Here is an 18,446-nt window from a genome sequence, read left to right as displayed (position 1 = left end):
TTCTTATTGCAAAGTTAACCTAAATAGAACAGCAATGCAGCTGCACAGGTTTAATAACAGCACCACAGGCTCGTGAAGCGCATAAGACTCTACAACTATCTTGTAAGATGGTTGATAACTAGACCTGATACATTATCTTTGTGAGCGCAAATACACACTTACATGAACCTGGCTACCAACGTATCTTTTGACGACACCGCTGTCGCATTTTCTTCCAAGTCCGACGCTGAACTTTATAAAATGTACCTGCTGTTCAAATCCATGAACAGCAACACGTTTGTGAAAATGGGTGGCGGCCTGCTCAACCTGGCCCTTACCCTGCACCTGCCGGTCAAGTTTATCATCAAACCGACCATCTTCAACCATTTTTGTGGAGGAGAAACCATCCAGGAGTCCGAAAGGGCAATCCGGGAGCTGGCCAAGTATAACATCGGAACGATCCTGGACTATTCTGTGGAGGGCGAAGGCACCGAGCAAAGTTTTGATGCCACACGGGATGAGATCCTGCGAACGGTAGAGAAAGCCAGGGGCAATAAGAATATCCCTTTTTCAGTATTCAAAGTAACCGGCCTGGTCGAAACCAAACTGCTGGAGAAAGTACAGGCCCGCCAGGAACTTTCGGCCGGTGAGCGCGCCGCCTTTGAACGCGGACGGGAGCGGGTGAATGCCATTTGCAAGCGCTGCCACGAAGCGGACGTACGCGTATTCGTTGATGCCGAGGAAAGCTGGTTTCAGGAAACGATCGATAACCTGGCCTATGAAATGATGGCGCTGTACAACAAACAAAAAGCGATCGTCTACAACACCTACCAGCTCTACCGCCACGACCGTCTGGATGCCATCAGGCAGGACTACGAGAACGCAGTGGCCCAGGGGTATATACTGGGCGTAAAGCCCGTACGGGGTGCTTATATGGAGAAAGAGCGTAAGCGTGCCCAGGAACAGGGCTACCCGAGCCCTATCAACCCGACCAAAAACGCATCGGATGAGCTCTATGACAACGCGCTTCGCTTTTGTGTGCAGCACCTGGACCGGATTGCGATCTGCGCCGGCACCCACAACGAAAACAGCTCTTACCTGCTGATGGAACTGATGGAGGAATATGGTATAGCCCCGAATGATGAGCGCGTATATTTTGCCCAGCTCTTCGGCATGAGCGACAACCTGTCCTATAACCTGGCGCATGCCGGGTATAATGTAGCGAAATATGTCCCGTACGGACCGGTAGAAGCGGTGATGCCTTACCTGCTCCGCCGCGCCAATGAGAACACCGCCATCGCCGGCCAAAGCAGCCGTGAGTTTACGCTCATCCGGAAAGAGATGGACCGCCGGAAAAATAAGAAACGATAATTTGCGAACGCAGCCAGGCAATATATCCTGGCTGCCAGAAGTTATTGGCAGAAGGGTGCCGGCAGCCCGGAAGATTCTTTTGAACTGAGAAGAAAGATGAGCTGGGGCTCAAAACAGCAGCGGCATAAAAACAAGAAGGCCCTGCCAGCTGGCAGGGCCTTCTTGTGTGCTTATAGAACTATAAGGTATTGCCTGTAGTTCTGGTACTGATTACTGTACAGTTACAGTAGTGTCAGTCTCAACTGTAGTTTCAGTTACAGTAGTGTCTTCAGTTACTGTAGTTTCTTCAACAGTTTCTTCAGTTACTTCAGTTTCTACAGCTTCAGTTTCAGTAGCAGCTTCTTCAGTGTTGCAAGCTGTGAAAGTTACCAGGGCGAACGCTACGAAAGCGATTTTGAATAAATTTTTCATTTTGTGTTTGTGATTAAGTGTTTTGGTTTCGAATTTGAACTTCATACCAGAACCAACCATAGGTAACCCGGCTATTTTTATTTTTTTAATTTTTTTTTCGATGGGTTACAAAAAGCGGCCGGAAGTATTAAAACTAGAGCGGAATGAAGAAGAGTTTGTATGAAACGGATGAGGCGATCATGGAGGGTATCCGGAACAATGATGACAGAGCCCTTGCCTACATGTATAAGCTTCACTTCCCCATGATCTCTCACTTCATTATCAGCAACAGTGGAACTGATGATGAGGCCAAAGACATTTACCAGGAAGGCGTCATCGTTTTCTACGAAAAGATCAGGGGAAACAGCCTGGAGCTGAGCTGCCAGATCAAGACCTACCTCTACTCCGTGTGCAGAAGATTGTGGCTGAAGCGGCTGGCTGAAAAAGGCCGTTACGCCAACAGAATCGAAGACTCTGACAATTTTCTGATGTTGGAGGAAGATGTCCCGCTGCACGAGGAAAATGAAAAGCAGTTTGGCGTGATGGCCGAATCGCTGGACCAACTAGGCGAGCCCTGTCGCACGCTGCTGGAAGACTTCTACATCCGCATGCAGAACATGCAGGACATCACCGATAAGTTTGGCTATACCAATACCGATACAGCCAAAAACCAGAAGTACAAGTGCCTGCAGCGACTGAAGAAGTTATTCTTTGCTGCTTACAAGCCGGAAGTATAGGCAGCCCGGAACTGAGTTTTACCACCTTGCAGAAGGTATAGTTTTTAAGATAATGTTAGACTACCGCATTTACGAGCAAATAGAGCGCTACCTCAGCGGCGGTATGCCGGCTGAAGAGAAGGCAGCCTTTGAGGCGTTGCTGCTGACCGACCTCAGGCTTGCTGATAAGGTACAGGAACACCGGCAGCTCATGCAGGCGATGCAGCATTATGGCCAACGCCAGCACCTCCGTCAGAAGCTCAACGCCATCCACAGCGGTATGGAAGCTGAACAGACCGTCCCAGCTACGGAACAAACCCCACCGACCTGGAAAGTTTTCTGGAAGAAGCATTCGCAGACCATAGCTGTAGCAGCCAGCGTTTCCCTGCTTTCTGTATTCGGTACCCTCTTTAGCGTACAGCAAATGAAGGCTCCGGTACGCCAGCAGGCAGCCCGCTACATTGAGCTTCGCAGGGAAGTTGAGAAAATCAAGAAGGAGCAGCGCGCGCTTATCAATGGTATAGCCAGCGCCGACGCCACAGCACCGGCTCCGCGGAGCGCCCGCTTTAGCGGTACTGGCTTTGCCATCAGTGCGGATGGTTATATTGTGACCAGCTCCCACGTAATTGCAGGGGCTGACTCCGTCCTCATCGAAAACAAGGCCGGCCTGAAGTATAAAGTGACGGAAGTACACCGCAATACAGACTATGACCTGACCATCCTCAAGATCGAGGATCCCACATTCGGAGGTTTTGGAAAGCTGCCTTATACCTTCAAGACGGCATCCTCTGACCTGGGGGAACGTGTGTATACCCTGGGCTTCCCGCGTGAAGACATCGTTTTCGGAGAAGGCTCGCTGAGCTCTGCCTCCGGCTTCGAAGGAGATACCACTTCTTACCAGATCTCTATCCCGCTTAACCCGGGTAACAGCGGGGGGCCGCTCCTCGATGACAAAGGAAACATCATCGGCGTGATCAATGGCAAGCAAGCCGGCCAGGAAGGCGCTGCCTTTGCCGTGAAATCTTCTTACCTGTTGCAGATGATAGCCGAAATGCAGCAGAACTACAAGCTTGCACAGGTCTCCATGCCCCTGAATAATGCCCTTACCGGTAGTTCCAGGACACAACAACTCAAAAAATTACAGGACTATGTATTTGTAGTCAAAGTTTATAACTAAGGCGCATTTTATTGTTTTATTACAATAAAAAAGGGGATTGTCTGCCATAAATCTGCAGATAATCCCCTTTTTTGCTAACATTTTAAGGCAGAAGCAGTTAAATAGACAGTGTGTGAGGTTCTGGAAACGTTACATGCCGTTTTTGACCATTCTAAATCCTATATGCTATGAAAATTAAAATGTTAAAACCAATTGCTGCTGTGCTCGCTGCAGGATTCCTGTATGGCTGTGCCAGCTCTGGCGAAGCAACTGATGCAACGGCCACGGAAGAAACCAGCACCATGAGCGAGACTCAGACCATGGCTGGTAACGAGGCGACCGAAACAGAAGTAACGACGGATACTGCCGCAACGGACCCCATCGCCACTGATACAATGGCTGCAGGTATGGAGACCAATGCCATGACCATCATTGACGTTGCCAAGACCAAAAGTGATATTTCGACTTTTTTGAGTCTGGTCGAAGCAGCCGGTATCAGCGCTGCACTGCAGGGACAAGGTGAGTTTACGATGTTTGCACCGACCAATAAAGCATTTGAACAGCTTCCTGCGGGTCAGCTGGACTACCTTAAAAAGCCTGAAAATAAAACTGAACTTCTAAAAGTACTGCAGCCCCATTTCTTCGGTGCTAAAGTAACAACTGCCCAGCTGCAGAATAACCAACGTATCCAGGTCGCTGAAAATGATTACATTGATGTAAAGGTTGGTACCGGAGCCAACGATATCACCATTGGTGGAGCCAGCATCATAGAACCCAATATTGAAGCTTCGAACGGTGTCATTCATGTGGTGGACCGCGTATTGGTAACTGCCGACCGTGTAACTGAAAAAGAATAGTAGAATCAGATAGTATAAAAAAGCCTTCCCCTAAAAGAAGGCTTTTTTTATTTCTAAACCACAGGCAATGAGATGCTCCTGCAACAGATCAGCCCCTCATTCCGCATCTTTACAGGTATGGCAATCGGTACAAACTACCTCCTGTTTAGATGAGTGGTATAGGCAACCTACCGCCACTTCGTAACCCTACCCCTGAAGAATCGTTAAAATAAACTGGTCTTAAAAAAAGGCCGGTTGACCCAATAAACTAAATAATATAAAACTATGAACAGAACAGATAAATCGAACATGATGACAGCCATGTTCAGAGACAGAGAGAGTGCTGAGCGTGCCTATGAAGAATTACGCGCCAGAGGATATGACAAAGATGATATCAATGTGGTGTTATCTGCTGAAGGCCGCAAGCGCCACTTCGGTGACGAGGTAAATAAAGAAGGTGACACCGAATTGGGAAATAAATCCCTGGAAGGTGCAGGCGCTGGCTCTGCCATCGGCGGTACACTGGGTGCTATTATAGGTGCTGTGGCAGCTATTGGTACTTCCGTTGCGATCCCGGGCCTTGGCCTGATAGTAGCCGGCCCATTGGCAGCCGGACTGGCTGGTGCTGGTGCTGGTGGCCTGACAGGTGGCCTGATCGGTGCACTGGTAGGAGCCGGTATTCCGGAGGAACGCGCCAAGGTATACGAAGAAGGCGTGAAGGAAGGTAACATCGTACTAGGCTTTAATCCGCATAACGCAGAGGATGCCCGCTACTTTGAGCAGCACTTCCAGAAAAACCGCGGAGAGCATATCTATTACTAGCATTTAACTTTTTGTAGTTAATACAAAGGCTTGGCTCGTCCTCCGGGAGGAGTCGAGCCTTTGCTTTTATCCCCTCTTTCAAACCTGCTTTCTTCTGACTACCCAATCATTTAATGATCAGTCTGTTAAGTATAAATAATTCTTTTTTTCATATTCCCTGTACGTAAACTACTTTCCCCGACGTTAGGAACGTAACTAGTACCTTTTATTTTTTTATTTTCATTCTGCCCTGCACACGGGTAAATAGAAACTAAAAAGCTTATACCTTTACTTAAATAATAACTTTTAGCCACAGGAGAGATTGGATGTACAAACTGAATCATATTCTGATTGTAGATGATGATGAAATCAACAACGTATTTACACAAATCATACTGGAGGACGCAGATATAAGCCATCGCATCTCCGTATGTCAGAGCGTACCGGAAGCCTTCGATTTTCTTCACAATGCCGCAATGCAGCAGGGACCGTCCTTCCCCGACCTGATCCTGCTCGATCTCAGCATGCCAGATCAGGATGGCTTTTCGTTTCTGGAAGAATACTACAAGGCAGGCTATCACGAATCACAGCAGGCAGCCGTCTCTATCCTCTCCTCCAGTGAGGAAGAAGAGACCATCCACCGCGCCCTTACTTATAGCGTTGTCAAAGGGTTTCTGCAAAAGCCCTTATCGCTCGTCATGCTCCATAATCAGCTTTCTACTACTGACCACGTCAACAGTTAGCAAACAATTTGCATGAGTTTCGTATGCTTTAGAAAATCTAAAAGATACGAAAGCATGAAGACTATGAAAAACTTATGGATGGCAGCGGGCTTATTTTTCGGCTCGGTTGCCTTAATATCCTGTAACTCGGGAACGCAGGAGCAGGACACGACCACTGCCACGGAGACAGAACAACCTACCACGACTGCCTCGGTAGATACGACTCTGAGTGAGGACATAGGGGAGTTTATGGGCTATGCCTATAATAACTCCGCCCTGCAGATCGAACTGGGCAAACTGGCCGTTGAGAAAGGCAGTACCCCCGAGGTAAGGCAGTACGGGCAAAAGATGGTGGACCTGTACGCCAAAAGGCAAAAGGAGTTAAAGGAGATAGCTGGGGAGAATGCCGCAAAGCTGCCCCAAAACATGGCCGATGACCAGATGGGAAAGGTCCAGGAGCTGCGTGACAAAGACCCCAAAGAGTTTGACAAAGCCTACTGGGATACCGTTGTGGATGCACACAAAGAGGCTTTGAATGTGTTTGACGACAAAGTGAAAACCTTAAAAGAGACAGACAACGCCGCTTTTAACCTCTGGTCCAGAAACAGCGCGAAAGAAGTGCGCGCCCACATGGAAGAAGCCATGAAGCACAGGGAGGACCTCAAGAGCTAAACAGAATAGGGAAGTATATCTAAAAAAGAAGGCTGAGCTATGCAGCTCCGCCTTCTTTTTTTACAGCTCCTTTTTCAGCAGTCCTTCCAGTACCGCCCAGGTATGGCGGGCCAGCAGCTTCTGCCCTTCTGCATTGGGGTGTACCCCATCGGGCAGGTTCAGGTGCCGCATACCTGCCACCCCTTCTAACAGAAAAGGGACAAAGGCAACATTATTCTTGATCGCCAGCTCCCGGAACAGTGCCCTGAACTCTGCCGCGTAGCGGCCCGGTACAATATCCGGGATCTCCATACCTGACAGGAGGATCTGTGCCTGAGGACTTTTGTGTTTTACCTTATCGATCATCTGCTGCAGGTTCTGGGAGGTTTCACGGGCAGGTATACCCCGGAGTCCGTCGTTAGCACCCAGGGCCAGCACGAAAATATCGACAGGCCTGCCCAGCCACCTGTCCAGGCGGTGGAGGCCGCTGGCCGTTGTATCCCCGCTTATACCTGCATTGATGACCGTATAGTCGTACCCTTCCTCTTCCAGTTTCTTTTGCAACAACGACGGATAAGCCTGCGCTGACGATACCCCGTAGCCTGCCGTGAGGCTATCCCCAAAAAAAAGTATTGTTTTCATCATTTTCTTTACCTGCCTGCAGCAGTCTTACGTTAGTATTTAGACGCTAAAGCACTGCTGCCCATGCGTTGCGGCGGCTTTTGGATCCCCGATGAAACTTTAAGGCCGGTAGCGGTTTATTGCTGACCGGTACCTATACCCTGGCCTAAGCTTCACAAGATTTGGTATGCTTCGGAAACGAAAAAAACAACACTTCAGTTATAGTAAGCAGTAAGTGTGCGCGTTAACGTATCGTTGCACTCCCTGTAGAATTGCTATACGCTGCAGCCTTTTGTGATATATTTTAAATTATGCTACATTAGGACTTGCAGGCTTAGTAGGAGCTCCCTGACCATCTGCGGCACTACTTTTGCGTATAGTTTTATAGTCCAACTAACTAATTAAATGCTATCCTTGACAACCAGATTAAAAATATTCCTTTCTGTACTGGCAGTGATACTACTGACCGGCTCTTTTATACTCTATAGTAAGAACAGCACACCAGAAGGAAAAAATGAGATATTGATCAAGGCCCTGATGCAGGGCCTGAATTCTGCCCACTACAGCCCGGAGAAGGTAGATGACAGCTTTTCCAAAAAAGCGTTCAAGCTATACCTGGAGCGCCTCGATTTCAACAAAAAGTTTCTGATTGAGTCCGATGTTGCCATGCTTCGCAAGTATGAGACCGCACTCGATGACCAGCTCAAGTTAGGTTCTTTTGAATTCTTTGACATTTCTGCCGACCTCATCGAGAAGCGCACCAAAGAATCAGAAGCCTATTACAAGGAAATACTGGCCAAGCCTTTTGACTTTACAAAGGAAGAGGTAATTGAGCTGGATGGCAAAAAACTCAAATTTGCCAAAGACAAAGCGGAACTGAAAGAAGCCTGGAGAAAGCAACTGAAGTACCAGACGCTGGTCCGCCTGTCGGATATGCAGCAGGAACAGGAAAAAGCTTTGGCCAAAGGCGATAAAAAAGATCAGAAGACGCCGGAACAGATGGAAGCCGAAGCCAGGGAAAAGGTAAAGACAGCCTACGATGAGCTTTATAAGCGCCTGGCACAGGTGACACGCGACGACCGCCGCTCTACCTTCATCAATGCCGTAGCCAATGTATACGATCCGCATACAGGTTACCTTCCTCCGAAAGCCAAAAAAGATTTTGACATCGAGTTTACCGGCCGCCTGGAAGGTATAGGTGCCTCGCTGCAGGAGAAAGACGGCCAGATCAAAGTGATGGAAATTGTTCCGGGTAGCCCCTCTTACCTGCAGGGTGAGCTGAAGCCGGGCGATGCGATTCAGAAAGTAGCCCAGGGCAGTGCAGATCCGGTACTGATCGAAGGTATGCGCATCGACGATGCCATCCAGCTGATCCGTGGTAAAAAAGGGACCGAAGTACGCCTGACCGTTCGTAAGCCGGACGGCAGCACCCGTATCATCCCCATCATCCGGGATGTGATTGTGTTTGAGGAAACGTACGCCCAGTCTGCTATGATCGATGAAGCAAAGAAGATCGGCTATATCAAGCTGCCTGGTTTCTATGCAGACTTTGAGCGCAACGGGGGCCGCAACAGCGGGGCTGATGTGAAGGCTGAAGTAGAAAAACTGAAGCAGGCAGGTATGCAAGGCCTTATCCTGGACCTGCGCAACAACGGCGGTGGCTCCCTGGCGGACGCCGTGGAAATGGCAGGCCTGTTTATAGACCAAGGCCCGATCGTGCAGGTAAAGACCGCTTCGGGCAAGACCGTGGTGCTCGATGACCGCGACGCGCAGGTGCAGTACGCCGGCCCGCTGGTGGTGATGGTGAATGCCAACAGTGCCTCGGCATCTGAGATCCTGGCTGCCGCCATGCAGGACTACAAGCGTGCTGTCATAGTCGGCAGCCCTACATTTGGCAAAGGTACCGTACAGCAGTTCTTTGAGCTGGACGAAGCCCTGCCTTCGCAGTTCGATCCCTACAAGCCGTTTGGCGCCCTCAAACTCACGATCCAGAAATTCTACCGCATCAACGGAGGCACCACACAGCTCCGCGGCGTAACGCCTGATGTCGTGTTGCCGGATGCCTACAGCTACCTGGAGTTTGGCGAGAAAGAGCAGGATTATCCGCTTCCTTTTGACGAGATATCTCCTGCCCGCTACAAGCCATGGACCCAAAACAAGCTGAACATACCTGCCATACAAGCGAGCAGCCGCGATCGCATCGCTAAAAACGAAAGCTTCCAGGTGATCAAGGAAAGCGGTGAGCGTCTCAAAAAGCAGGTAGACGTCACGACACGCTCTCTGAACATGAAGAAGTACATGGAAGAAGAGCGAAAAGGCGAGGTGGCCAACAAACAAATGGAAGAAGCACAAAAGAAAGTACCTGTTCTGAGTGTTTCCAGGATGAAGACGGATTTGCAGGCTATTGCCGGCGACACAGCCAAAGTAGCACGCAGCAAAGACTTTGTTAAGAGCCTCCAGAAAGATGTGTACGTCGAAGAGGCGGTTGCCATCATACAGGACGATATCAAGTAAGCATAAAATAGCAGACAGTAAAAAGCCGGTTATGTATATAGCCGGCTTTTTTTTATTTTGCATCCTACTCTACCATACCTTCCCCTTATGAGATTTCACCTGCCCGGGTCACGGCCCAAAACGAGACGTCATACGTTCACTTACTTTGCAGCTGTGCTGCTTACCTTCTCCGGTTGCACCACCAGCCCCGGCACGAAACAGGAAGCTGCCCGGCAAGGCGTAGTAGCCGGAAAAGCCATGGTCGTATCGGCGCACCCCGACGCTTCCAACATCGGGCTGGAGATACTCCGAAAGGGCGGCAACGCCTATGACGCAGCCATTGCCACCCAGTTTGCCCTGGCTGTCTGCTATCCGGTTGCCGGCAACATTGGCGGAGGAGGATTCCTGGTATACCGCCACCATACCGGCGAGACCGGCGCCCTCGACTTCCGGGAAAAAGCTCCTGCAGCTGCCTCCCGCGACATGTACCTCGACTCCCTGGGCAATGTGGTCACCGACCTGAGCCTGCTGGGCCATCTGGCAGCCGGCGTACCTGGCTCCGTAGACGGGATGGTGAAAATGCATGAGAAACTGGGCTCTCTCCCTTTTGCTGAACTGGTGCAGCCTGCTATCGACCTGGCCCGCCGCGGCGTGGTGCTGACGGAGCGCGAGGCCCGCATGCTCAACAATGCCAGCAAAGAAATGGTCGCCTACAACAAGCACACGCCTTACCTGGTAAGGCAGCAGGCCTGGCAGCCGGGTGATACGCTCCACCACCTTGACCTGGCCCGCACGCTGGAGCGTATTCGCGACAAGGGACGCGAAGGATTTTATGCCGGCGAGACAGCGGATCTGCTGGTAAAAGAAATGCAACGGGGCGGCGGCATCATCTCGCACCAGGACTTGCGGGACTACAACGCCATCTGGCGCACCCCGATTACCGGCAAATACAAAGACCTCAAATTGATCTCCATGTCGCCGCCTTCGAGCGGAGGCATCGCCTTGCTGCAGTTGCTCACCATGGTGGAGCCGTACGATCTCAAGCAAAAAGGGTGGCAGCAAGCCGAGACCATTCAGCTCATGGTAGAAGCCGAAAGACGTGTATACGCCGATCGTGCCACCTACCTCGGTGACCCCGATTTCTATAAAGTGCCGGTAAACGAGCTGCTCAACAGAGAGTATCTGCAGGGCCGTATGAAAGATGTCAGCCTGGAGCAGGCCACGCCGTCCGCTTCTGTAAAAGCCGGTGATCTTGCCTTTCATGAATCGGACCAGACCACTCACTTCAGCATCGTCGACCAGTTTGGCAACGCCGCTTCCATTACGACCACCATTAACGGTGGTTATGGCTCCATGGTCGTGGTAGAGGGCGTCGGTTTTCTGCTCAACAACGAGATGGATGACTTCAGTGCCAAACCGGGCGTACCCAACATGTTCGGATTGATAGGCGGCGAGGCAAATTCTGTGCAGCCTGGCAAACGCATGCTCAGCGCCATGACCCCGACGATCGTGGAGAAGGGCGGAAAGCTCTACATGGTAGTGGGCACACCGGGTGGCTCTACCATCATCACTTCTGTGTTTCAGACCATCCTGAACGTTGTGGAACACGGCATGACCATGCAGGAAGCCGTAGCCGCCCCCCGTTTCCATCACCAGTGGCTACCTGATGAGATCCAGCATGAGCCCAACGCCATTTCTCCTGAGGTGAGAGCTATCTTGGAAAGTAAAGGCTACAAACTAAAGCAGCGCAACCGGTATGGCGCCGTAGAAGGTATACTGGTATTACCAAACGGCAAACTCGAAGGAGGTGCCGATCCACGGGGGGATGATACCGCGGTAGGTTTCTAAGCAGGTATAGCATCAAACAGAACGAGCCAGCAGGTGCTATACCTGCTGGCTCGTTCTGTTTGAGGTAAACTATCTTCTGGCAAAAATTTACAGACTTGTGCCCTGCTATCATGCCGGGCTTATAACTCTGACGGCTTGCAAAGCCCAAATATGCAGTTAGAATACGCAAGGGTCGACGATAAGAGAAGGATGCTGAAGGTATAGCGAGTGCACGTTAGATTTCTTCGAGCCCGTAGGGTCGCAGACCCTACATCCACACAAAGGCACGAATCTGAGATTTGCGCCTTTGCGCTTAACCATTCTTCCGCTTTTCGATGAACCCGGCAATGTAGGTCGCCATGGCGGCTATACCTGTCGTGCTCATCAGGCCGAACACCAGCTTCCGGCGGTTCAGGGTATCGCTGTCAAATTTGGCTTCCGTTGCCTCATCTGGCAAGGCGGCCTGCAAAAACATCCGGCCCGTTTGCGCCAGCAACAGCCCCGTAATGCCCACAGCCACGTGTGCCACTGTCTGGTTTCCCTTTTCGATCTCCTTACTCATCAGAAGCAGTGAGGCTCCGGCTACGGCAGGTATAAGCGCGGTGGCAGGCCTTTTCTCATTCAACTGATAGCTGGCCAATCCTGCTCCTATCAGCGCTGTCGCATGAATGTTGTTCATTATTTGTGGTTTGTCTGTCATAGTCGTCTCGTTTGTTCCCTACACTTTTACCGTTAGCCGCCGCTTCAGGTTATACCTATACATCAGGTAGCCCTGAATATTTAGCAGGTATGGAAAAGCTACAACGCCTACTACGAAAGGCTGCTTCCAGTATAGCCCAGGCAAAAAAAGCGGCCTCCTACCAGGTAGAAGGCCGCTCTTAAATTAGTTCGTACAGGAGATTAATTCCGCACAAGCTTGGCTTGGTATACCTGGCCTCCTGCCTGCACCTGCACGTAGTACATGCCGTTACGCAGGCCGGCTACCTTCGCGTTCAGTTGCTGCTGCACACTGTTCAGGTTGCCACTCAGTTCGTGCAGCTTGATGCCGTTTGCGGAACGCAGCACCAGTGTCATGTCATCCAGCACCGATACTTCTTCCGGCAACGAGATGTGAACAACAGCGCCCTGTGTCGGGTTCGGGTACAGGCGGAAAGCCAGATCCTGACCGTGTGCTATACCTGCCGAGAAGTCATTTTCGCGGATCGCCAGTGTAAAGCTACGAGCGGCTGCTGCCATACCCAGATCAGTTGTCACATTGCTGATGTAGAAGGTTACCTGCTCGGTAGACTCTACCAGCTTGTCATCCACGATGCTCACATCAAAGGAAGCGGTAGTAGCATTAGCCGGAACTGTTACCGCGATCACATTATTGGAAGCGGCCGGAGCAGTCGTATAATCCACGGCTGTGGCAGTCGCACCATCTTTTACTGTCAGGTATACTGTGTGTGTTTTGGGTTGTGGGGCCGAAAGCGAAAGGTTCACGGCAAACGGGGCATCGCCTTCTGTCCTGGTAACCGTCGCCTCGGTAAACGCTACCGCCGGGGTGGCGCTGAAGCTGAAGCGGGCAGATACCGGTACGTGGTCCGAAGTAGTGGTTCTGTAGTTCGGAATCACGTTGAGCAACTGATTCTCGATCGCAACAGATTCCTCAATGTACTCATCTACCAGGGACTCCGATACAATGATGTGGTCCAGGAAGCTCTGGAAAGAACCGCCTGCATAGGTATAGCCACCGGCTACACTTAAGTCGTACGTCAGCGCTTTGAAGTTACTGTCCAGCACGAATGGGTTCAAGGTAGAAGGAAGGTCGTTTACCACCGAGATGTCCACATCTTCGTTCATATCACCCAGCATCACCAGGTTCACGTTCGGATACTGCGCTGTCAGGCTGTCCTTTAACACCTGAATGTCATACTTGCGCTGGTTGTAAGGCGTCACGTTGGTACCGGAGTTGGCTCTTGTGTGCAGGTCCACCACATAAAGCTGTTGCGTTACGCCATTTACTGTGGCTTCCAGTTCCACCAGCAGCGGCAGGCGGCCACTGGCCCAGAAGCTCGTTTGCGCAGCAGGATAGCCTGGCAAAGTAGCAGTGCCTGCCAGCACATCCTGGTAAAGTTTGTTAAGCAGCACTTTCTGACTCTTCACCTTTACCACATCCTTCCGGAAGGCTACGTATAGCTTTTGCGGCACCAGGTTGCGGCTCGGGTCCCAGGAGTAGGAATGCACATCGGAACGCACAAAGTCATACGCAGGAAGCTCGGCCATCAGGTTTTGCATCGCTTCGTCGTTTGCTATTTCCTGGAAAGCGATGATATCTGCGTCCAGCGTCTGAAGCGCTTTTTTGGCATTGGCAAATTGTAATTCCTCGTTATCTGGACCCAGTTCAGCGCCTCTATCGTCTTTGTCAGCGCCAAACCACTCCAGGTTCCAAGACACGATATCCAGGGTGCTGCTCTTGGGCAGGGAAGATCCGGTCAGGCTTCCTCTCACGGTAGTGAAATCGCCGCTCGTATACGTTATGTTGCTCGATGACCGGAGCTTGGTACTGGCTGGCTTGAAGCGCACATACACCGTGTTGGAAGTACTTGCTTCTGCAGCCGTATAAGTCAGCGAAGCGGCGTAGGTCTGGCCGTTTTTGGAAAGTTCAAAATCAGTTCCTACAGACAAGGTCATACCTTGCGGGAAGCCAGGTGCCGAGAAGTTGAAGCTATGCGGGGCTGAAGCATCCGGCACTTCCACCACACCGAAATCTACACTAAAGTCGCTGGCTACCAGCAGCTGGTCTACGTTCTCTACAGAGAAGTCGTCCAATGTCCAGCGGGCTGCACCATCCAACACAGCCTCAGAGGTATAGACAAAGGCGACATGAACGGCAGCGCCTTTGTAAGCTGTCAGGTCTACGATGGATTGCTTCCATACATCCGACGCCATGGCCGGGAAGTCGCCGTTCAGCTCCGTCCACGTGGCTGTAGTTGGGGCACTCACGCCATCATAATTAGTGGATACCATCAGCTTCATGCCCGGGCCTTTGAAAGCGGTTCTGGTCCAGAAAGAAAGAGCTGCGATGTTGAAATCAGTCAGGTTCAGCGTAGGCGAGATCATCCAGTCCTCGTTTTCACGGGCAGCGCCGCTGTAGCCGTTTATCTGCACGGCGTTGTTGCGCGGGCTTTCCTCGGTTTCCCGGCCGAATGTGGTACAGGCCCATACCTGGTCTCCTGTCACGCTATACGCTTTCCAGCCGCCTGGCAGTGTGGTACCGCAGGAGTTGAAATTCTGTACAAAAGGGCTGACGGCATTTGCCGTCACTTCAGTAAGCACGCTTTCGAAACCAGCACCGGAATGGGTGATGGTACCCGACAGCGCACCTGCTGCCGTCGGCATCACACGCACATACACGGCAGGGTTAGCGGCCATCTCTTCTGCAGAGAAAGTCAGGCTGGTGGCATACCCGGCAGCCTCCTGCCGGGAAACAGTGAAGCCACCTGTAGCGGTCAGCTGCACGTTGCCTATTATGCTGGTGCTTGTCAGGGTATAGGAGGCTACGCTGGGCTGGTTCAGGGCTACATCGCCAAAGGCTATAGCGCCGGGCGCGAGCACCATCGGATTCTTGCTGTCGCTCAGGCTGCTTACCTCGATGTTGTCCACGGCAAAGCTTGGCCTGGAACCGCCGCCGCTGATCTGGCGCGTTGCCCAGCGCAATTGTACCACTCCCTGGTTTTCAGCTGCTTCAGGCAGCGTTACCGTAAATGCCTCTACCTTCTGAGGTTCGGTATTACCGCTTGTTGCAAATTTTTCTGTGTTGTTCTGGTATTGGGTACCATCCAGGTTGATGAAAGCCCCGCTCGTACCTACCCGGTACTGCAGCGTGATCTCGTTGATCCTGGTATTGCTGCCGCCATCGTACGGATTACGCAGGGTCATCATGTCAAAAGCCACGGTTACAGCAGTCTTCTGAAGGGTGTTGATGGCAAAAGCCAGGCTAAGGTCCACCGAGCCGCTGTTGAGCAAACCCAGCTTCCCATTGTAGTTGTGGATGGCTCCGTTGGTGGTGGTGGAAGTACTGTTTGCCAGCATGGCTCGGTCACCGGTAGCATCCGTTGTCCGGAAGTTCGACAGCGGACTGGAGGCAAGAAGCCAACCCTGCCAGCCGGCAGGATATTCCGTGGAAGCGTGTGGCAGGTCAGAAAAATCCTGCGCATACGGCAGGGACTGTGCCTGCGGATGGGATTGCGCGTGTGCCTCGCTGCTACCCAGAAGGCCGCAGCATACCAGCACAAGAGCAGAAAGCTTTTGTAGATGTTTAGACATAGATATAAATTAGAAACGGAGAATGATTTTTCAGGGAAAGGAAAGCATGCAAAACACTGAAGCACATTTGTTTAAGCCCATAAAAAGCGCCGCATAGAACCATCCTGCAAATGTAACAATATGTGCTTAATGTAATGTTACGGAATGGTTAAAAAATAATGAATTACCACTATATACTGCTTTTATGCTATACCTGTTATTTCTCCCCGATGGTGGCCAGCGCCTGTTCTATATCCCGGATCAGGTAATCCGCATCCTCCAGCCCGATATAGAAGCGTACCAGGTTAAAATTGAGCGACGACTTGTAATTTCCCGAATTATAGGACGCCGCAGCCGGGTATATCAGCGACTCATGACCACCCCAGGATGCGGCCATCAGGAAGTGCTGCAGGCTATCGCAGAAGCGATCTACTTTTTTAAGGTCATCCGTCTTCAGAGCGATGCTGAACTGGCCTGAGTTGTTGGTCATCTGGCGTTGCGCCAGCTCATATTGCGGATTGGAGGGCAGGAAGGGGTATAGGATACGCTCTACCTGCGGCTGCTGCTCCAGCCAGGCCACTACTTTGCGGGTAGTAGCCGCTATCCGCTCCATCCGCACCGGCAAGGTGCGAAGCCCCCGCAGCAGCAACCAGGCATCCTGTGGCGACAGCACGGCGCCCAATGTCATAAACTCCCGCTCAAAGATCTTGTTGATGGTGTCGCGGCGGCCGCAGATCACACCGCCCATGGCATCCGAATGGCCACCGATGTACTTGGTACAGGAGTGCACCACCAGGTCAACGCCAAACTTGATCGGGTTCTGGTGCAGCGGCGAGGCAAAGCTATTGTCGATGATGGTGCTGCAGTTATGTTCCCGGGCCAGGGCCGTGATGGCCGCTATGTCCTGTAGCTCGAAGGTGAAGGAATTGGGGCTTTCCATGTAGAGCAGGCGCGTATTGGGTCGGATGGCCTGGCGGTAGTTGTCCGGGGCGGTGCCGTCTACCATGGTGACTTCCACCCCAAAGCGCGGCAGAAAACGCTGCATGAGTGCATTGGTCCAACTATAGGGCTTCTTCACGCAGACGACGTGGTCGCCGGCATTGACCTGCGAGAGCACAGCTGCCGATACTGCCGCTATACCACTCCCGAAGGCGATCGCGTGTTCCGCTCCCTCCAGTGCTGCCAGCTTTTTTTCGAGCATCGTGATGGTAGGGTTATTCCCCCGGGTATAGAAGTAGGCTTCGGCCTCATGCCGCAACATTTGGCGCATGTCCTCTACGGTTTTGCAGGCGAAGTTGCTGGTCTGGATGATAGGTGGCGACACCGCATTAAAGTACAGTTCACGGTCCTCGCCCAACTCATTCAGGATATATGATAGCTCCATTTCGATACAGATTTAGGTTAGCCTTTTCACTCTTATTTCCTGATACGTGTTGTACGATCTGACTGCTGCAACCAGCGCCTGTACCGGGCATCTGCACGCGCGTTCCCAGCCTAAAACAAGGACGCTTTTAGCATATCGCATAGAGGTCATATTTTTTTCAAATACATGTTATAATTAATTGATTATCAAGCAATTAAATAACTGAATAATATGAAAAAAGATGCCTGTTTTGCAACTGTTGGGGGCGTGCTGATGTTTTAAATACATGAAAGAGAAAGAAGAAGAAAATATCATATCGTTGTATCCGGAGGAGCAGAAACAGCTGGACAAGGAATGGCATAAATCCATCCCGGCGCAGGTGTTTCTCAACTACTTCTTCGCGATAAACTACCACCTGAACCACTACGAAGGGATGGGGCTGCAGCAACTGGCGTACTTCAAGGAGGTGCCTGCCGAGCTGACCGAAGAGGACGTAGAAGCAGTGAAGCGGCTGTTGCTCAACAGCTGGAGCACCGAGTATGCGCTGCGTGCTACGGCCGAGCTGGGCGATGAGAGTTATATCCGCAACGCCCTGCACTGGACTTTCCCACAGGCTTACTATGCTGTGTTTGCCGGACTCCAGGCATTCCTGTACACACGCCAGATCAAGAGCAGCAATGAGGCGCTTGTGATGCGAGAAGCAGGAAGGCTGGTTGTCAAGAACGCTTACCCGCAGGCAATGAGCTTTTATGCTTCGGGGCATTATGACCACTTCAATGTGAATCGTTTGCCGTTGGCGCATTACAAGCCGGGCTTGCAGATAGCCAACAAGGAGCTGGAGGCGCAGGCGCAGATCGGTCAGTTTTTGCGTACGACCCGCCGCATGAAGACGAAAGCAGTGCGACAGCAGGTGCAGTCCAACGCCGCTACTGCGATCCGTAGCAGCCGCACCGGGGAGGTACTGCAGAAGTTTGGTCCGCAGCACTGGCAGCAGATGACCTGGCGGGTGGGTTATACAACTTTGTTTGACCTGTTGGCAAGGCTGCGTATATCCAACTCGCACCGCGAGATTGAGCGCTTCGTACAGGCTGAGATCGATTTCAAGTTGTTCCACCAGTCGCTGCTCGAGATCGTGAGCTACCTCAATGGTATACACGAGTGCTATGTGGCCCAGGCCATGGGACTGCAGCGCTACGAAGAATTTGTGCAGCAACTGCCCGCATACCTGTCAGG

The 18,446-nt window shown here is 51.5% G+C and carries 15 protein-coding genes; 10 read left to right on the top strand and 5 right to left on the bottom strand.

The window, feature by feature from the left end; genetic code table 11:
- Nucleotides 1-162: 162 nt before the first annotated feature.
- Nucleotides 163-1,350 carry a proline dehydrogenase family protein gene (locus OB13_RS06645; RefSeq protein WP_461489371.1) on the top strand — a complete coding sequence of 396 codons (1,188 nt, stop codon included), beginning with the start codon at nt 163-165 and terminating at the stop codon, nt 1,348-1,350.
- A 210-nt stretch (nt 1,351-1,560) separates the two neighbouring features.
- On the opposite strand, the gene OB13_RS06640 is transcribed toward OB13_RS06645, so the two are convergent.
- On the bottom strand, nt 1,561-1,821 hold the full coding sequence (locus OB13_RS06640; RefSeq protein ID WP_461489370.1) for a hypothetical protein: 261 nt from the start codon (nt 1,819-1,821) through the stop codon (nt 1,561-1,563).
- 83 nt (nt 1,822-1,904) lie between these two features.
- Here OB13_RS06640 and OB13_RS06635 point away from each other — a divergent pair, with 83 nt between their 5' ends.
- From OB13_RS06635 to OB13_RS06610, 6 genes are all read left to right on the top strand, one after another.
- Nucleotides 1,905-2,477: an RNA polymerase sigma factor gene (locus OB13_RS06635; RefSeq protein WP_461489369.1), complete on the top strand. Its 573-nt coding sequence runs from the start codon at nt 1,905-1,907 to the stop codon at nt 2,475-2,477.
- Between the two features lie 52 nt (nt 2,478-2,529).
- The gene (locus OB13_RS06630; RefSeq protein WP_461489368.1) at nt 2,530-3,633 is read left to right on the top strand and encodes a S1C family serine protease; all 1,104 of its coding nucleotides are present in this window, start codon (nt 2,530-2,532) and stop codon (nt 3,631-3,633) included.
- Nucleotides 3,634-3,800: 167 nt separating this feature from the next.
- Nucleotides 3,801-4,469 (top strand): fasciclin domain-containing protein, encoded by a 669-nt coding sequence (locus OB13_RS06625; protein ID WP_461489367.1) that lies wholly within the window; start codon nt 3,801-3,803, stop codon nt 4,467-4,469.
- A gap of 264 nt (nt 4,470-4,733) precedes the next feature.
- Nucleotides 4,734-5,270 carry a hypothetical protein gene (locus OB13_RS06620; RefSeq protein WP_461489366.1) on the top strand — a complete coding sequence of 179 codons (537 nt, stop codon included), beginning with the start codon at nt 4,734-4,736 and terminating at the stop codon, nt 5,268-5,270.
- Nucleotides 5,271-5,575: 305 nt separating this feature from the next.
- Nucleotides 5,576-5,992, top strand: coding sequence for a response regulator (locus OB13_RS06615; RefSeq protein WP_461489365.1), 417 nt, complete (start codon nt 5,576-5,578; stop codon nt 5,990-5,992).
- A 63-nt stretch (nt 5,993-6,055) separates the two neighbouring features.
- Nucleotides 6,056-6,643 (top strand): DUF4142 domain-containing protein, encoded by a 588-nt coding sequence (locus OB13_RS06610; RefSeq protein ID WP_461489364.1) that lies wholly within the window; start codon nt 6,056-6,058, stop codon nt 6,641-6,643.
- 60 nt (nt 6,644-6,703) lie between these two features.
- Here the strand turns inward: OB13_RS06610 and OB13_RS06605 are convergent, their stop codons facing one another.
- Nucleotides 6,704-7,267 (bottom strand): arylesterase, encoded by a 564-nt coding sequence (locus OB13_RS06605; protein ID WP_461489363.1) that lies wholly within the window; start codon nt 7,265-7,267, stop codon nt 6,704-6,706.
- A 381-nt stretch (nt 7,268-7,648) separates the two neighbouring features.
- Between OB13_RS06605 and OB13_RS06600 the strand changes: the two genes are divergently transcribed.
- Nucleotides 7,649-9,757 carry a carboxy terminal-processing peptidase gene (locus OB13_RS06600; protein ID WP_461489362.1) on the top strand — a complete coding sequence of 703 codons (2,109 nt, stop codon included), beginning with the start codon at nt 7,649-7,651 and terminating at the stop codon, nt 9,755-9,757.
- An 87-nt stretch (nt 9,758-9,844) separates the two neighbouring features.
- Entirely contained in the window at nt 9,845-11,584 is a 1,740-nt protein-coding gene (ggt, locus tag OB13_RS06595; protein ID WP_461489361.1) for a gamma-glutamyltransferase, read from the top strand.
- A gap of 292 nt (nt 11,585-11,876) precedes the next feature.
- Here the strand turns inward: ggt and OB13_RS06590 are convergent, their stop codons facing one another.
- From OB13_RS06590 to OB13_RS06580, 3 genes are all read right to left on the bottom strand, one after another.
- Nucleotides 11,877-12,242 (bottom strand): hypothetical protein, encoded by a 366-nt coding sequence (locus tag OB13_RS06590; protein ID WP_461489360.1) that lies wholly within the window; start codon nt 12,240-12,242, stop codon nt 11,877-11,879.
- Between the two features lie 221 nt (nt 12,243-12,463).
- Nucleotides 12,464-15,871, bottom strand: coding sequence for a choice-of-anchor J domain-containing protein (locus OB13_RS06585; RefSeq protein WP_461489359.1), 3,408 nt, complete (start codon nt 15,869-15,871; stop codon nt 12,464-12,466).
- 196 nt (nt 15,872-16,067) lie between these two features.
- Nucleotides 16,068-17,234: a trans-sulfuration enzyme family protein gene (locus tag OB13_RS06580; protein ID WP_461489358.1), complete on the bottom strand. Its 1,167-nt coding sequence runs from the start codon at nt 17,232-17,234 to the stop codon at nt 16,068-16,070.
- Between the two features lie 265 nt (nt 17,235-17,499).
- Here OB13_RS06580 and OB13_RS06575 point away from each other — a divergent pair.
- A partial coding sequence (locus OB13_RS06575) for a hypothetical protein (protein ID WP_461489357.1) occupies nt 17,500-18,446 on the top strand: 947 nt, incomplete at its 3' end.

Source organism: Pontibacter sp. HJ8 (assembly GCF_054824225.1).
This window is presented reverse-complemented; position numbering and strand designations above follow the sequence as displayed.

What these genes read in the sequence shown, in the direction of transcription:
- OB13_RS06610 (WP_461489364.1), top strand. Translation starts at nt 6,056, where the DNA reads ATGAAAAACTTATGGATGGCAGCGGGCTTATTTTTCGGCTCGGTTGCC.
- OB13_RS06580 (WP_461489358.1), bottom strand. Translation starts at nt 17,234, where the DNA reads ATGGAGCTATCATATATCCTGAATGAGTTGGGCGAGGACCGTGAACTG.
- OB13_RS06590 (WP_461489360.1), bottom strand. Translation starts at nt 12,242, where the DNA reads ATGAACAACATTCATGCGACAGCGCTGATAGGAGCAGGATTGGCCAGC.
- OB13_RS06615 (WP_461489365.1), top strand. Translation starts at nt 5,576, where the DNA reads ATGTACAAACTGAATCATATTCTGATTGTAGATGATGATGAAATCAAC.
- OB13_RS06585 (WP_461489359.1), bottom strand. Translation starts at nt 15,871, where the DNA reads ATGTCTAAACATCTACAAAAGCTTTCTGCTCTTGTGCTGGTATGCTGC.
- OB13_RS06600 (WP_461489362.1), top strand. Translation starts at nt 7,649, where the DNA reads ATGCTATCCTTGACAACCAGATTAAAAATATTCCTTTCTGTACTGGCA.
- OB13_RS06630 (WP_461489368.1), top strand. Translation starts at nt 2,530, where the DNA reads ATGTTAGACTACCGCATTTACGAGCAAATAGAGCGCTACCTCAGCGGC.
- OB13_RS06605 (WP_461489363.1), bottom strand. Translation starts at nt 7,267, where the DNA reads ATGATGAAAACAATACTTTTTTTTGGGGATAGCCTCACGGCAGGCTAC.
- OB13_RS06640 (WP_461489370.1), bottom strand. Translation starts at nt 1,821, where the DNA reads ATGGTTGGTTCTGGTATGAAGTTCAAATTCGAAACCAAAACACTTAAT.
- OB13_RS06625 (WP_461489367.1), top strand. Translation starts at nt 3,801, where the DNA reads ATGAAAATTAAAATGTTAAAACCAATTGCTGCTGTGCTCGCTGCAGGA.
- OB13_RS06635 (WP_461489369.1), top strand. Translation starts at nt 1,905, where the DNA reads ATGAAGAAGAGTTTGTATGAAACGGATGAGGCGATCATGGAGGGTATC.
- OB13_RS06645 (WP_461489371.1), top strand. Translation starts at nt 163, where the DNA reads ATGAACCTGGCTACCAACGTATCTTTTGACGACACCGCTGTCGCATTT.
- ggt (WP_461489361.1), top strand. Translation starts at nt 9,845, where the DNA reads ATGAGATTTCACCTGCCCGGGTCACGGCCCAAAACGAGACGTCATACG.
- OB13_RS06620 (WP_461489366.1), top strand. Translation starts at nt 4,734, where the DNA reads ATGAACAGAACAGATAAATCGAACATGATGACAGCCATGTTCAGAGAC.